17 protein-coding genes are annotated in these 13,672 nt (G+C 54.5%); 9 read left to right on the forward strand and 8 right to left on the reverse strand.

Translation table 11 applies throughout. The features are described 5' to 3' along the window. The first annotated feature begins 11 nt into the window (after window positions 1–11). From ACZ51B_RS01655 to ACZ51B_RS01670, 4 genes are read left to right on the forward strand one after another with little or no spacing between them, the layout of a single operon-like run. Window positions 12–749, forward strand: coding sequence for a hypothetical protein (locus tag ACZ51B_RS01655; protein ID WP_464295490.1), 738 nt, complete (start codon window positions 12–14; stop codon window positions 747–749). A 39-nt stretch (window positions 750–788) separates the two neighbouring features. After that, on the forward strand, window positions 789–1,682 hold the full coding sequence (locus ACZ51B_RS01660; protein ID WP_464295491.1) for a YihY/virulence factor BrkB family protein: 894 nt from the start codon (window positions 789–791) through the stop codon (window positions 1,680–1,682). 40 nt (window positions 1,683–1,722) lie between these two features. Further along, a complete protein-coding gene (locus tag ACZ51B_RS01665) occupies window positions 1,723–3,096 on the forward strand; it encodes a glycosyltransferase family 4 protein (RefSeq protein ID WP_464295492.1) in 1,374 nt (457 codons plus the stop codon). A gap of 34 nt (window positions 3,097–3,130) precedes the next feature. Then, on the forward strand, window positions 3,131–3,655 hold the full coding sequence (locus ACZ51B_RS01670) for a hypothetical protein (protein ID WP_464295493.1): 525 nt from the start codon (window positions 3,131–3,133) through the stop codon (window positions 3,653–3,655). On the opposite strand, the gene feoB is transcribed toward ACZ51B_RS01670, so the two are convergent. The 5 genes from feoB to ACZ51B_RS01695 form a co-directional block, all read right to left on the reverse strand. Next, entirely contained in the window at window positions 3,652–5,844 is a 2,193-nt protein-coding gene (feoB, locus tag ACZ51B_RS01675; protein WP_464295494.1) for a ferrous iron transport protein B, read from the reverse strand. The genes ACZ51B_RS01670 and feoB overlap by 4 nt on opposite strands. Then, window positions 5,822–6,073, reverse strand: a complete 252-nt coding sequence (locus tag ACZ51B_RS01680; protein WP_464295495.1) for a FeoA family protein — start codon at window positions 6,071–6,073, stop codon at window positions 5,822–5,824. The genes feoB and ACZ51B_RS01680 overlap by 23 nt, the downstream gene beginning before the upstream one ends. A gap of 71 nt (window positions 6,074–6,144) precedes the next feature. Then, on the reverse strand, window positions 6,145–6,906 hold the full coding sequence (locus ACZ51B_RS01685; RefSeq protein ID WP_464295496.1) for a hypothetical protein: 762 nt from the start codon (window positions 6,904–6,906) through the stop codon (window positions 6,145–6,147). 13 nt (window positions 6,907–6,919) lie between these two features. After that, the gene (locus ACZ51B_RS01690; protein ID WP_464295497.1) at window positions 6,920–7,462 is read right to left on the reverse strand and encodes a cob(I)yrinic acid a,c-diamide adenosyltransferase; all 543 of its coding nucleotides are present in this window, start codon (window positions 7,460–7,462) and stop codon (window positions 6,920–6,922) included. Next, the gene (locus ACZ51B_RS01695; RefSeq protein WP_464295498.1) at window positions 7,459–8,211 is read right to left on the reverse strand and encodes a WecB/TagA/CpsF family glycosyltransferase; all 753 of its coding nucleotides are present in this window, start codon (window positions 8,209–8,211) and stop codon (window positions 7,459–7,461) included. Before ACZ51B_RS01695 ends, ACZ51B_RS01690 begins: the two co-directional genes overlap by 4 nt. A gap of 135 nt (window positions 8,212–8,346) precedes the next feature. Between ACZ51B_RS01695 and ACZ51B_RS01700 the strand changes: the two genes are divergently transcribed. From ACZ51B_RS01700 to kdsA, 5 genes are all read left to right on the forward strand, one after another. Continuing rightward, complete coding sequence (locus tag ACZ51B_RS01700; protein WP_464295499.1) at window positions 8,347–8,694, forward strand: ArsR/SmtB family transcription factor; 348 nt, start codon at window positions 8,347–8,349, stop codon at window positions 8,692–8,694. Next, window positions 8,687–9,190 (forward strand): SRPBCC family protein, encoded by a 504-nt coding sequence (locus ACZ51B_RS01705; RefSeq protein ID WP_464295500.1) that lies wholly within the window; start codon window positions 8,687–8,689, stop codon window positions 9,188–9,190. Before ACZ51B_RS01700 ends, ACZ51B_RS01705 begins: the two co-directional genes overlap by 8 nt. Before the next feature lie 103 nt (window positions 9,191–9,293). Next, complete coding sequence (sdhB, locus tag ACZ51B_RS01710; protein ID WP_464295501.1) at window positions 9,294–10,076, forward strand: succinate dehydrogenase iron-sulfur subunit; 783 nt, start codon at window positions 9,294–9,296, stop codon at window positions 10,074–10,076. Window positions 10,077–10,131: 55 nt separating this feature from the next. Then, on the forward strand, window positions 10,132–10,620 hold the full coding sequence (locus ACZ51B_RS01715) for a protein-disulfide reductase DsbD domain-containing protein (RefSeq protein WP_464295502.1): 489 nt from the start codon (window positions 10,132–10,134) through the stop codon (window positions 10,618–10,620). Next, entirely contained in the window at window positions 10,617–11,429 is an 813-nt protein-coding gene (gene kdsA / locus ACZ51B_RS01720) for a 3-deoxy-8-phosphooctulonate synthase (RefSeq protein WP_464295503.1), read from the forward strand. The genes ACZ51B_RS01715 and kdsA overlap by 4 nt, the downstream gene beginning before the upstream one ends. On the opposite strand, the gene ACZ51B_RS01725 is transcribed toward kdsA, so the two are convergent. Genes ACZ51B_RS01725 through ACZ51B_RS01735 form a run of 3 tightly spaced genes read right to left on the reverse strand, consistent with a single transcriptional unit; the run spans window position 11,426 to window position 13,613 of the window. Then, a complete protein-coding gene (locus ACZ51B_RS01725; protein ID WP_464295504.1) occupies window positions 11,426–12,505 on the reverse strand; it encodes a glycosyltransferase family 4 protein in 1,080 nt (359 codons plus the stop codon). The genes kdsA and ACZ51B_RS01725 overlap by 4 nt on opposite strands. Continuing rightward, window positions 12,481–13,377 (reverse strand): acetylxylan esterase, encoded by an 897-nt coding sequence (locus ACZ51B_RS01730; RefSeq protein ID WP_464295505.1) that lies wholly within the window; start codon window positions 13,375–13,377, stop codon window positions 12,481–12,483. Before ACZ51B_RS01730 ends, ACZ51B_RS01725 begins: the two co-directional genes overlap by 25 nt. After that, window positions 13,374–13,613, reverse strand: coding sequence for an NIL domain-containing protein (locus ACZ51B_RS01735; RefSeq protein ID WP_464295506.1), 240 nt, complete (start codon window positions 13,611–13,613; stop codon window positions 13,374–13,376). The genes ACZ51B_RS01730 and ACZ51B_RS01735 overlap by 4 nt, the downstream gene beginning before the upstream one ends. Window positions 13,614–13,672 lie beyond the last annotated feature (59 nt).

The following is a 13,672-nucleotide window of genomic DNA, read 5'->3' on the forward strand; positions in this document are numbered from 1 at the left end:
ATAACTCTACAGTGGCGGCGAATAAGAGGCATCGATTTTCAATACTTTCTAATGAAACCGAAATCACGACACCCTCTACCAAAATACAGACCCCAACCCAAGCCGAGTTCTATCTAGGCGTCAGCGCCTTCCTCGACGCCTGGTCATCGCGCCCACCTTCTCACGCAGCCCGTTCCAGCGCCCTTGCAGTCCGTATCGCCACCATTCTTAAACTCGCCGAACGCGAACGAGACGACCTCCATCTCTCCTGCCTAGGAGCACGCTGCCCCAAAGGGTACTGCACCGCAAAAATCGAAACCAAGAACGTTCTCAACCTAAAACAGGCCGAACAAGCGGCCTCCATGTGCTGCCTCACCCGTTTCCAAAAGAACAACAACCAACTTCAAAATATCAAAGACCTCGCCGAGCAGCTCGATCTCTCTATCACCATCCACGGACTGCTAGCAGGTTTCGAGCGGGTCACCAAACGAGGCTTCCCCGAAGACCTTCTAGACGCCGCTTGGGACGTGAGGTACGACGAAATCTTCTGGTCAAAACTCCACAAAGCTCCGCTCCAAGCCTCCGCAGACGCAGCAGGACCCGCCGGTCGGGCTCCCATTGATCCAGATCGTCTCCAAGCCGTCATTGGATGCCTCGGCCCAGTCGTAGCCTCAAGAGACGACTCACCAGCCCCCAGCGAGCTAACGATGCTCATCCGCACACTCTTCCAAGACTGGCTACACGAAGGCGTCGAACGCGAAGCTGCCTAATAACGAAACGGTTTCAAAACAAACGCCGTCCATACACATGTGCCAAACCCTTTCACCCGGCTACAAGAGTCCCCCATTGGCACCCTCTTCAGCCAAACCTTCGCAAAGTGGTCAGAAGACAACGTTCCAAGACTGTCCGCAGCCTTCAGCTTCTTCACCATCTTGTCCCTAGCCCCACTCCTCGTGTTCTGCGTCACCGTAGCAGGCTTCTTCCTCGGCAGCACAGAAGCCCAGCTAAAACTGATCAACGAAGCAAAACACTCCATCGGCAACGAAGCAGGCGCCTACGTCTCTCAACTCATCACCAGCACCCTCCACCCAGCGTCCGGTATCGTCGCCACCCTGTTCGCCGCCACCGTCACCTTCTTCAGCGCCAGCAACTTCTTTATCGAGCTAAGAGAGATCTTCAAAACCATCTGGAAAAAGACCGACCAAGGCAACTTGATCAAAGGAATGATCAAAACAAGAATCCTCGCTTTCTTGGGCGTTCTCGCAATGGGCGCGGTCGTGATCACTTGGATCGGCCTGAGTGCATGGCTCAGCTGGATAGGACGCTACAGCGACTCAACCGTAAGCCATCTCCTCAATACATTCGCCACGACGCTGTTCCTGCTCTGCCTATTCATGGTCAGCATCAAGACCTATCCCAAAGGCATGCTCACTTTCCGAGACGTTCTCCCAGGTGCCGCAGTCGCAGCCATCGGAGTCACCGCATCCAAATACATCCTAGGAATCTACTTTGCCTACGCCAAAGTGTCGGCCGCATACGGAGTGGCCGGAGCACTGGTCATCGTACTGCTCTGGATCTTCTACACATCCCAAATCTTCTTCTTCGGAGTGGAGCTCACCTACGTCTATTCCCACCTATATGGATCGCAAAAAGACAAAAAAGCAGAACAACTTGTGGAAGTAACACCCCAGCACCTATTCTAGGTCCAAAAGTCGCCCATAATTCCATCGCATGCGCGTCATCATGCTTTCTTGGGAATACCCACCCCGCATCGTGGGAGGAATCAGTCCTCACGTTCACGAGTTGTCTCAACAACTCGCGAAAAAAGGCATTGAAGTCCATGTCGTCACCAAGGCTACGCCTAACGCCCCAGATGAAGAAGTCGAAGCCAGCGGCGTCAACGTCCACCGCGTCCACCTAGCCGATAAACCCAACGACTTCCTCCACGAGATCCAACTTCTCAACGTCGCAACGGATATCCGCGTCCGACAACTGCTAGAAGACTGGAGACCCGGCGGACAACCCACCGTATTCCACGCGCACGACTGGCTCAGCCTAGACTCCGCACGCGAGCTCAAGTACGAGTACAAGCTCCCAATGATCGCCACCATCCACGCCACAGAAACAGGACGGCACGGCGGCATCTACAACGACACCAGCAAGTACATCCACGAGCAAGAATACTGGCTCACCTATGAAGCCTGGCGCATCATCGTCTGCTCCGAGTTCATGAAGGGCGAAGTCCACAAAACCTTCAACAGCCCAGCCGACAAAATCCAGATCATCTACAACGGAGTCAACGCCACCAAATTCGAATTCGAGTGGTCAGACGAAGACCGAGCCGCCCACCGAGCCAAACTCGCACTCCCAGGCGAAAAGATCGTCATGTTCGTCGGCCGCTTCGTGCGCGAGAAGGGCATCCAGGTCCTCCTCAACGCCGCCAATGCCATCCTCGCCCAAGAACCCGATACCAAGTTCCTGATCGTCGGCGGAGGTCACAGAGACCGACTCGAAAGATTCGTCGAGTGGGCTGGCCTCAAAGAGAAAGTCCTCTTCACCGGCTTCATGGCCAACAGGTCTCTGCACCAGCTCTACCGAGTCGCAGACGTCGCCGTGTTCCCATCCCTCTACGAACCATTCGGCATCGTAGCGCTAGAAGGAATGGCCGCAGGCGCAGCCGTAGTAGCCAGCGACGCAGGCGGACTCCCAGAAGTAGTCCTCCACGACCAAACCGGAACCCTCAGCTTCGCCGGAGACCCCGCTTCCCTTGCCTGGGCGGTCCTCAAAGTTATTCGGGATCCAGAACGAGCACAGCGACTCTCCATCGCAGCCAAGAAACGTCTGCACGAAGACTTCGAATGGTCCCTCCTAGCCGATCAGACTATAGACGTCTACGACAGAGTCTGGACAGAATTCCTCGATAGCTACTGGGCAGCCGACACCGTCTGGCCGGTCTCACCAGGTGCAGACGAACGCGCAGCAAAGAGAAAGCTCCGAGAAAAGGCAGACAGCACGCACTTCGAGCCTCAGCGTCCAATGTTCACGCCAGGCGTCCACATCACGCTCGACCACGAAGACGAAGAAGCGGAACTCCAAGAATTGGCAAGTACAGACTAGCAACCTCACTCAAGGTCCGATATACTTTCGGCGAATGAGGAAGTTTGCTGTACTCGCAATCTTAGCGACCGCCGCGCTCTCACAAGCGCAGGCAGACCTAAGCAAATCGACAGTCGGAGTCCGAATCGGATACACCTTCAGTGGCGGATTCCACGATAAAGATGGAAAGAACAACTCGCTCCAAGGACCCGAGATTGGCCTCTCTTTCCCGCTCTCGTCATTCCTGGGCCACAACCTAAGCTTCGAGGCCAGCATCTTCGGCGGAGGACGACTTAGCCACGGCGGAGACCTCGACGCAGACATCTACCGATTCACGGCAATTCTCAGCAAGCCCTTCGGCAAAGACGGAATGTACTACAAAATCGGCGGCGGATTCTCCCACGTCTCCCCACGCGCCAACGGCATCAACACAGTCGATAGCGGCGTCCTCCAAATCGGACTCGGAATGCCCGTCAAAGGATTCCTACCTGCCCTCAAACCGAACTTCGAGGTCGATATCTTCGCAGCCAACAAGCGCGAACTCAACGGTATCTTCATCGGCCTCTCAGCAGGCTTCTAAGCCGCGCCAAGCAACCGACCAAGCTGGTGGATCCCCACCGCTGCGAGATACGCCAGCAAGGTCATGTAGCAGAACATAAACGCCGCCCACTTCCAAGAGTTTGTCTCCCGCTTCACCGTCGCCAAAGTCGCCATACACTGGGCACAAAGCGCAAAGAACACCATCAGCCCAACCGCCACCCAAGGCGTAAACAAGGGCTTTCCGTCCGGCCACTTAGCACCCGCCAAAGCCTTCTCCAGCGGCTCCTCTTTCCCTTCCACGTCCCCACCCAACGAGAAGATAATCCCCAACGAAGGAACCACCGTCTCACGAGCAGGAAACGCTGACAAGATCGAAGTCGTAATCCGCCAGTCAAAGCCAGCAGGTACAAATACTGGCTCTATAACCTTACCAAATCGACCCAAAGCAGAGTGACTCAACTGCTCTTCCTGAACAGCAGCCTCTCCCTCAGCCTCACTGGTAGGAGTCGCCTTAGCCGCATACTCGGCACGAATGGCCTTGACCCGCTCCTCCGGCAGATGGGGGAAATAGCCGAGAGCCCAAATCAGCGTCGACATAAACACGATGATCGTCCCAGCAGTCTTCACAAAGATCTTGCCGCGAAACACCATCGCCAGCCAAACATCCCGACCACGTGGCCACTGATATGGCGGAAGCTCCAACAAGAACGGGAGCCGCTTGCCCTTCAGCATCTTCCGGTTAAACAGCCACACAATCGGAATCGCCACAAACAACCCCAGCAAGTGCATCGCAAACAGCGTAAACCCAGCCCATCCACTGCCGTACTTCGGCTGAATAAAGGTGCTCACCAGAAGCAGATAAACCGGCAGCCGAGCCGAACAAGACATCAGCGGCGCAACCAAAATCGTCGCCAATCGACTCTTAGGATCCGGCATCACACGAGCAGCCATGATCCCAGGAATAGCGCAAGCAAAGGAAGACAAAAGCGGAATAAACGCCTTCCCATTCAGGCCACACCAACCCAACAATCGATCCATCAAAAACGCAGCGCGAGCCAAATACCCCGATCCCTCAAGCACCGAGATAAAGAAGAACAGAATCAAAATCTGTGGGAGAAACACCAACATGCTCCCCACGCCCTTGATAATCCCATCCACAATCAGCGACTGCAAAATCGGCACGCCAGCCAGCTTAGGAGCCGTAAACTGAGCCAGCTTGTCAAACGCCGACTGAATAAAGTCCATCAACGGCTTCGCAAACGTGTAGATCGACTGGAAGACCAAATACATGATCCCCACAAAAACGATCAGCCCAAACACCCGGTGCGTAAGGATGAGATCGATCCGGTCAGTCACCGACCGCTTCCGAACAACCTCCTCAACCTCCCGAATCGAAACCCGCTGAACCACCGAAGCCCACTGGTAACGACTCGAAACCTCCAGATGAGGCTCCAAGTCCGGCACCTCACCCAAGTGCTCACGGGCCTCAAGATACGCCTCGTGAATCTCCGGAAAATCTCTCAGATAAGACTCAAACTCAGGTGTCGGATGAATCAACGACTGCCGGACTTCCGCCTTCGTCAAATCCACCCCAAACCGCGCCATCCGCTCCCGAATCAACGCCGTCTGAGTCTCTAAAACAACGGGCAGTCCAAGCTCACAAATCGGAATCCGAGGACTCTCAAGGTTGCGCTCAATCGCTTCCTTAAGCTCACTCAGCCCCTTGTCCTTGTGCCCCACAAGCGGAACAACCTCCACCCCAAGCATGTTCGACATCTTGGTGAGGTCAACCTCCTTCCCCTGCTGCTTCAAACGATCAACCATCGTCAAAGCAATCAAAACAGGCTGACCAACCTCAGCTAACTGAGTGAAAAGATAAAGGTTCCGCTCAAGGTTCGTGGCATCCACCACACAAACCAACAGATCCGGATGAAGCCCCTGCTTCCCAAGCACCACCTCAGAAGCCACCCGCTCGTCCTCAGAAACAGGAGTCAACGAATACATACCCGGAACGTCCACACAGTCAACAGTGGAGTTCGGCAGCACCAGCTTGCCAACAACCTTCTCAACGGTCACACCCGGATAGTTGCCTACCTTCTGATGTGACCCCGTAAGGCCATTAAATAAAGTGGTCTTTCCCGCGTTCGGGTTTCCAACAATCGCCACCAACCGAACACGTTTAGGGTCGGCCTGAGGCGTGTCGCTATCAGTCGAGCAGCACGACTTCAAAGTTTTGGGTCTCGTTCTTTCGAAGACACAATCGGTATCCACGAACTTCGATCTCGACAGGATCGCCGAAAGGAGCGACTTTCACAACGCTAAACTCAGTCCCAACCGTCAGGCCCATTTCCTGCAAGCGGTTGGTGTTGTCGTCACTGTGCGTGATCCCAGAAATGCGAGCGCGCATCCCCTTGTTAAGATCGCTAAAGTTCATCGGTCGTCCGGCTATGGAAGCCATAGAATCAATCTACCCAAAAGAGTGTTTTTTGAGTCGTCAAAATCTCAAGAATTTCGAGAATTGCCCTAATTTCAGTGGACTTTAAAGATTGAATCGGGAATATCCACCCCAATCTTCAGATCCGCCTCCCAAAGGTAGGTGACTGTAATGGTTCGACCACCCGTGGCATAGTTTTGTTTAGTCACAAAGTTAAAAAGGTCGCCATCTTCCGTCAAATGCATCTCGAAGGTCCCAGCGACCTGCCCGTCCGGCTCAGATTTCCACTGTCCCGAAATGACATCCACTTTCTTGCCACGGACGGTCAGCTGGCCCTTGTAACTAAAAGTGGGAATCTGCTTCACAAAGTCGCGGTCGAGAGACTTGATACCCATCACCACCTGCAAAATCGGTGACTCGTCAAACAGCTGCTGCCGCTGCAACATGTAAAGGTCGTGGTACTGAGCTTCTTGCGTTCCCTCGTCTAACTCAGACAAAACCCGAGGAGGATTCTCCGACAAGCCAGTCTTCGGAGGATTGTACGAATACTTCTTGCCATCACAAAGCAGAGCCACGACATTCTTAGGAGAGTTCACCTTGAACTGACTCAAAGCAATTTTCAACGGATGAGAAATAGCCAAGTTCGTCTCAACCTTAACAGCCCCCTCGTTGGTGCTCGCCGTAAGCAGAATCTTCCCATAGACCGTCTTGGCGTTCATATACTTCGCCAGCATCGCACTGATCAGCTTAGAAGCAACCTTCTTCTCCACCTTCGGAGCAGTCACTGCCGGATCCTGCACAGGAGTCTGCCCTACAGCCCGACTCAAAACGATTGATGCAATGAAAGTAACGATCATGGATCTTGGATTCCTAAGCTTTATGCCACTCCGTATCCTGGACGTCCGAAACCATGTTTGCGGTTCGCGCCGCCAAGAACAGCCAATCAGAAAGACGATTCAGAAACACCCGAGCATCCTCACGCACAGGAGCCTCAGAGTGTAGCTCCAACAAAGCCCGCTCAGCCCGCCGAGCCACGGACCGTGCCAAGTGCAACTGAGCACTTAACCCACTCCCACCCGGCAAAATAAAACTCTTAAGCGGCGGCAAAGCCCCATCCAGCAAATCCATAGAAGACTCAAGCTGTCGAACCTGCTCACCCGTAATAGCAGCCTGATCAAACTTGGACCCAGGCTCAGCAGCCAACTCAGCCCCCAAATCAAACAGCCAACACTGAATCCGCTTCAGCATCTCATCCAGAGACACTCCATCTGAAAAAGTCCGAGCAACGCCAATCATCGCGTTCAACTCGTCCACTTCCCCAATCGCAGTAATCCGCCGGCTGGTCTTCAAAACCCGCGCACCACCCAACAGCCCAGTCTCACCCTGATCGCCGGTCTTGGTGTAAATCTTCATACTTTCTCGCGCAGATTCCGAAGCACAAACTTAGGCAGCAACATCACTTTTCCAATCTTCTTCGGGTTTTGCAAAAGTCGCCAAGCCCACTCCATCTTCATCTTCTGCAAGAACACAGGCGCACGCTTCACCTTCCCGCTGAACACGTCAAACGAACCGCCCACGCCCATCGCCACCTTGGCACCAATAATGTGCGACGTAGCACGAATGAACTTTTCCTGCCGAGGAATCCCCATCGCGACAAACAAGATGTCGGGTTTCGTCTCCGCAACCTCGTTCGCCACCACCTCGTCGCTATCCGCGGGGAAATACCCGTGCCGAGCACCCACAATGTTGCAACCCGGATGCCGAAGCCGCATCTTCTCTGCCGCCAACTCAGCAACCCCCGGCGCCGCTCCTAAAAAGTAAACGCGCCACCCGCGGTTGGCACTCTCGCGGCAAACGTTATCCACAATCTCAACACCGCTCACCCGCTCCACCAAAGGCTGGCCGCGCCGCTTAGCCGCCCACAAAACACCCACGGAGTCCGGAGTCACCAAATCCGCAGTCTCATAAATCTCCTTCAAGCCCGGGTCAGTCTGAGCCTGAACAAGACCACTCGCATCCGCAGTCACAATCAAATGGGGTTTGCCAGATTTAACAAAAGTGGCGACGCACTCCATGCACTCCGACATGGAAACTCGATCAACCGGAGATCCGAGGATCATCACTCGTTCAAGATCGATTTCGCGGGCTTGGCTCGAGGTCATGGGATTTCAAAGTCTACCTATCTGACCACTCATTCCGGCTGCTTGGCACGAAAGCAACCTGGTCAATAAATAAAACTTAGCCAATTGAGAAAGTTTTATTCCCGCAAACGAAAAAACCGGACTATACTTTCCCACATGGCTAAGTTTTCAACGGATCTGGATCGGGCATTCTCTGCCCTCGCAGATCCAACCAGGCGGGCAATCGTGACTCGCCTCTGTGAAGGCCCCAAATCAATCACAGAACTAGCCGAGCCATTCGAAATCGCTCTCCCATCCCTGCTCAAACACGTCCGAGTATTAGAAAAAAGTGGACTCGTAAGCTCAGAAAAAACTGGACGTGTGCGCAACTGCAAGATAGAACCCCAAGCACTTCACGCTACAGAAGCATGGATACAAGAACACATCTCCGCGTGGGAACAACGCCTCGACCGTATGGAAGCCCACATCCAACAAATGAAGAGGAAGCAACAAGACCATGAGTGACGCACGAACAAACACAGATTCCCCATGGCGGGAATGGCCGCTCGACCGTGAAATTGTCCTAAGCAGAGTCATCGACGCCCCACGCAGCCTCGTCTTCTCCGCTTGGACCGACCCCGACCAGATTCAGAAATGGTTCGGCCCAGAAGGATTCGAAATCGAAACCAAAGAAATCGACCTCCGGCAGGGCGGAATCTGGCGGTTCGACATGGTAGCCCCTGACGGCACCCGTTACTCCAACCGAATGCTCTTCGTCGCGATCGAAACGCCTACGAGAATCGAAGTCATACACAGCTCAGACCAAGACGACGACCCAGGCAGTTTCCGAATGCTCCTGACTTTCGACGAACAATCCAACAGCAAAACGGTGCTCACCCTCAGGCAAATGCACCCCACAAAAGCACGGCGGGAAGACGTCATCGGCTTTGGTGCCGTCGAATACGGATACCAAACCCTCAACAAACTTGCCCTCCACATCGAGAGACTTCAGGCCAGCTAAGCTGGCCCAACTCAACATTTTCACCCCAATCTCAACGGATCAGGCGAGTTTTTCCACTCCCGTAAGACTTATGCCCCCTCAAATCCGTACAATAAGTAAACCGATGACCGCGACAGCTACTCCGACGAAGATTCGCATCAAGATTCTACGGCAGCAGGACAAAAACGCCCAGCAACATTGGGAAGAGTTTGAAGTCCCCTTCCGCGAGAAATTGAACGTCATTTCCGCGCTCATGGAGATTCAAAAAAATCCCGTGACAAAAGAAGGCAAAACGGTCCGCCCACCAGCATGGGAAGCCGCGTGTCTGGAAGAGGTCTGTGGATCATGCACGATGAACATCAACGGCATGATTCGCCAAGCCTGCACCGCACTCATCGAAGAAGTCGCTCTGGTCGAAGGCGACACCTATGTGCTCAGCCTAGAGCCCATGAAGAAGTTCCCCCTCATCCGAGACCTCGTGGTAGACCGAACTAAAATGTTCGAGAACCTCAAGAAGGTCAAAGGATGGGTCCCCATTGACGGCTCCTACGACCTCGGAATGGGTCAGCCACAAGACGACGAAGTGCGCCAGCTCCGCTACGCACTCAGCCGATGCATGTCCTGCGGCTGCTGCCTCGAAGCCTGCCCCCAGGTGAACGAGCGCTCCCCATTCGTCGGCCCAGCAGCACTCGGCCAAGCCCTTCTGTTCAACCTCCACCCAGTAGGAAAGACCATCGAGAAGGACCGATTCGAGTTCCTCACCACCGAGGAAGGCATCTCCGGTTGCGGCAACGCTCAAAACTGCGTCAAGGTCTGCCCCAAAGCAGTCCCGCTCACCAGAGCCATCGCACAACTCAACCGAGACACCACCGTCTACAAGCTTCGACGCTGGATAGGCACAGCCTAACTATTTTTGCGTATTTGAAATATAGGCCGGTAAACTCCGGCCTAGGAAATCAAATATGCGAGCACTCTCCCTTCTAGCCCTCTCGGCACTTGCCTGCGCATCATACGCACAGGAAGGCAACGTCGCTCCTAAAGTCGAATTCAAACTCGACAAGACAGTGGTTGGCGCCAAACAAACCGTCACAGGCGTCGTCACCATTACCTTCGCCTCCGGTCTCCACGGATACCAAAACCCACCCGCAGACAAGTTCCAGCTCCCCGTGACGCTCAAACTCAAGAGCGGTGCAACCAAGCTTGTGAAAGTCAGCTATCCAAAGGGCATCTCCATGAAGATGGAAGGCGATGAGAAAGCAAGCCTCGTCTACGAGAACACCATCAAAATCCCGGTGACCCTCCTCGCAGGCACCAAGTCCGGCCCAGTAGTCCTCTCCCTCGACTACCAACAGTGCACCAGCACCAACTGCTTCCCTCCTTCCACCATCGAGACCAAAGCAACGCTCGCCATCGGCAAGATCAAAGGTCCAAAGGCTGGCAAGAAAGGTTGACACCCTTCAAAGTCAAAGATGTAGAAATTGGCACAGGCAAGCTGGCGATCATCGCCGGCCCCTGCCTTGCTGAGTCCCAGGGCCTCTGCGAGCAAGTCGCAGGCACCATGAAGGAACTCTGCGCCGAACTCGGCTTCGGCTACATCTTCAAAGCATCCTACGACAAAGCGAACCGCACCTCCGGTGACACCATCCGAGGCGCAGGTATGGCAGAAGGTCTAGAGATCATCGGAAACGTGGCCAAGATGTTCGATCTTCCCTCCACAACCGACATCCATCTCCCCGACCAAGCCGCCCCAGTCGCACAAGTCGTCGATATCCTCCAGATCCCAGCCTTCCTAAGCCGACAAACCGACCTCCTCGAAGCCGCCTCCCTCACAGGCAAACCCGTCAACGTGAAGAAAGGCCAGTTCCTGGCACCCCAAGACACCAAGAACATCGTCGAGAAGCTCCAGAAATTCCACGCAAACGGAATCATGCTCACCGAGAGAGGAATGTCCTTCGGCTACAACGCCCTCATCGTAGACATGCCCGGACTCGAGATCATGCGATCCTTCGGAGTCCCCGTCTGCTTCGATGCAACCCACTCGGCCCAACGCCCAGGCGGCGCAGGCACCTCCACAGCAGGAGTCCGAGAAAGCATCCCAGCAATGACCAGGGCCGCAGTAGCAGTAGGACTAGACGCCCTATTCATCGAAGTCCACCCAGACCCAGCGAACGCCCTCAGCGACAGCGCAACCCAATGGCCCCTAGACCGAGCCAGAGAACTTCTCGAACAAGTCAAAGCCATCCACGACGTGATTCGCTAACGGCCCCGACGAGCCAACTGCTCGCGGTACACCGCTTCAATCCGCTCAGCCATCTTCTCCACCGTATACAAACTACGGTGGACCTGCTGAGCATTCGCAGCCATCTCACGCGCAAACACAGGCTCATCCTGAATCCGCCGAATACAACGGGCCAAATCCTCAGGATTGTCCTTCTCAAACAACAACCCGGTCTTGCCGTCCTCAATCATCTCCGGCAACCCGCCAACGTTTGCCGCAATAATAGGCTTGCCCAAAGACATCGCCTCCAAAGCCGAGTAAGGAAACGGCTCCGTCCAACGACTCGGGATCACAACCGCATCCACCGCCGACATACAGTCCGCAACATCCTCGCGAAACCCATAAAGCCGAGCGTGCCCATCAGAAGCCTCGGCCAGCCGTTCCAGCGAAACCTTCTCAGGCCCATCGCCAAACACAGCCACCCGCGTCCCACTCAGCCCAGCCGCCTTGATCGCCAGGTCAATGCCCTTATCCCGCACCAACCGACCAAACACGCCAGTCGTAAAACCCTCAAACCCCAACTCAGCCCGAACGTCATCCAAATCTCGCCCACAACCAAGAGCTGGGCACCCAGCCTTCGCCACTGTCATCCTTTCCGCTGGAATCCCAGACTGCTGCAACTTCTCAAACACAGCCCCGGAAACGGGAATAAAGTGGTCAAACAACCGCGTGTACTGCTGCACCTTAGCCGCACGCCAAGTAACCGCCACATGACGCGTCATGATCGTAAACGGCTGGTGAGTTAACTTCGCCGCAATCGCAGGCGCCAAGAAGTCAGGGCTAAAGTGGGCATGAACCACATCAAACTTCCCTTTCTTAAACAGCTTCATGTACTGAAGCACCACAGGCAGCGAAATCTTATGCTTCACCGAGATCGAAACCCGCTCCACATTCACCCGCTTATCCAACGGAGAACTCTTCGGGCAAGCCACCACAACCTCGTGCCCCCGAGCAGCAAGCCCATCCGATAGATGGACCACATACCGCTCAATCCCTCCCCAATCATAAAGGGAACTAGCTACTTGTAAAATTCTCAGCGCAGGTTCTCCAGCAACCACTGCCGGTTATTCTCCACCATATCAGGGTGCCAATCGTGTCCCCAATCGTAAGTTCGTAACATTTTCGTGCCGGGCAAAGCCTCAAAAATCGCCCGAACAGTATCCGGACGGCAAGCCGGATCCTTCAGCCCAACCGAAACCTGAGTCGGCTTCCTACACTGGGTTGCCTGATTCATCGTGTCGAAATACGACAACGTATTCAAAACCCGCTCAGTCCCCAAAGGCACCGATTCCATAAAATCAGCAAGCTCCTTCAGAGGATAACGGTAAACATTCCCCTGAATCGTCCCGGCAATCGCACCCAAGAAAGGCATATCCGCACAAACAGCCTTAATAATAGGACTCCAAGCCCCCAGCCAGATAGAGATTCCACCACCCTGGCTCATTCCCATCGCCCCTATCCTGTCCTCGTCCACCTCAAGCTGCGCCTGCAAAACCTTGCTCGCAATCATCGCATCCTGAAGCATCCGCCGAAAAATCCAGGTCTCAGGCGAGTCCGCACCCTCCGCAAAGTAACCCCGCGTGGTAACGTACTTCTCCTGGTAAAAAGCCTCATGCCCGTGAAAATTGAAGCTGAGACTAGCAAACCCCTCACGCGTCCCATAAGCATTGGGTAACAGAGATTCGCGCCCATAAGGGGGCACCCAAACAAACCCAGGCAACCGCCGGGCTCCCTCAGGATAAGCCAACCAACCACTCAGCTGGCGGTTCTGAACAGACTTAAAGGTGATCGTCTCAACAATAAACCCATCCAGCTCAAAATCGTTGCTGAGGCTGCGGTGAAAATCCAAAGGAACCGAGTTCGCCTCATCGGCGGCCTCGGCCCAAAACTGAACAAAATCCTCAGGAACGTAAGGTTCGTATGCGCTCATGCACCAACGGCGCGCTGCTGGGCTTCCACGTGGAGTCCCGTGGTCATAAGCCAAGCCGTAGCACGCTGAATTTCTTCAACAGGTCCCTCTAATTCGATCTGAACCCATCCATAATCGCTATCGATATTGGCCTTGCGCAGATTTACGCGAACGTTGAACTCGCGGCTCAGTTGCCAAATCCAAGGCTGACCCACTTGCTGTTCCCCAGCGGTGATATTGAGATCGACTTGCGTCATGCGTCTCACGAGAATACCAAATTTCCATCACCTTTCCCTACTCACGCACACTGAAACAA

This window comes from Fimbriimonas sp. LA-C6, assembly GCF_055398105.1.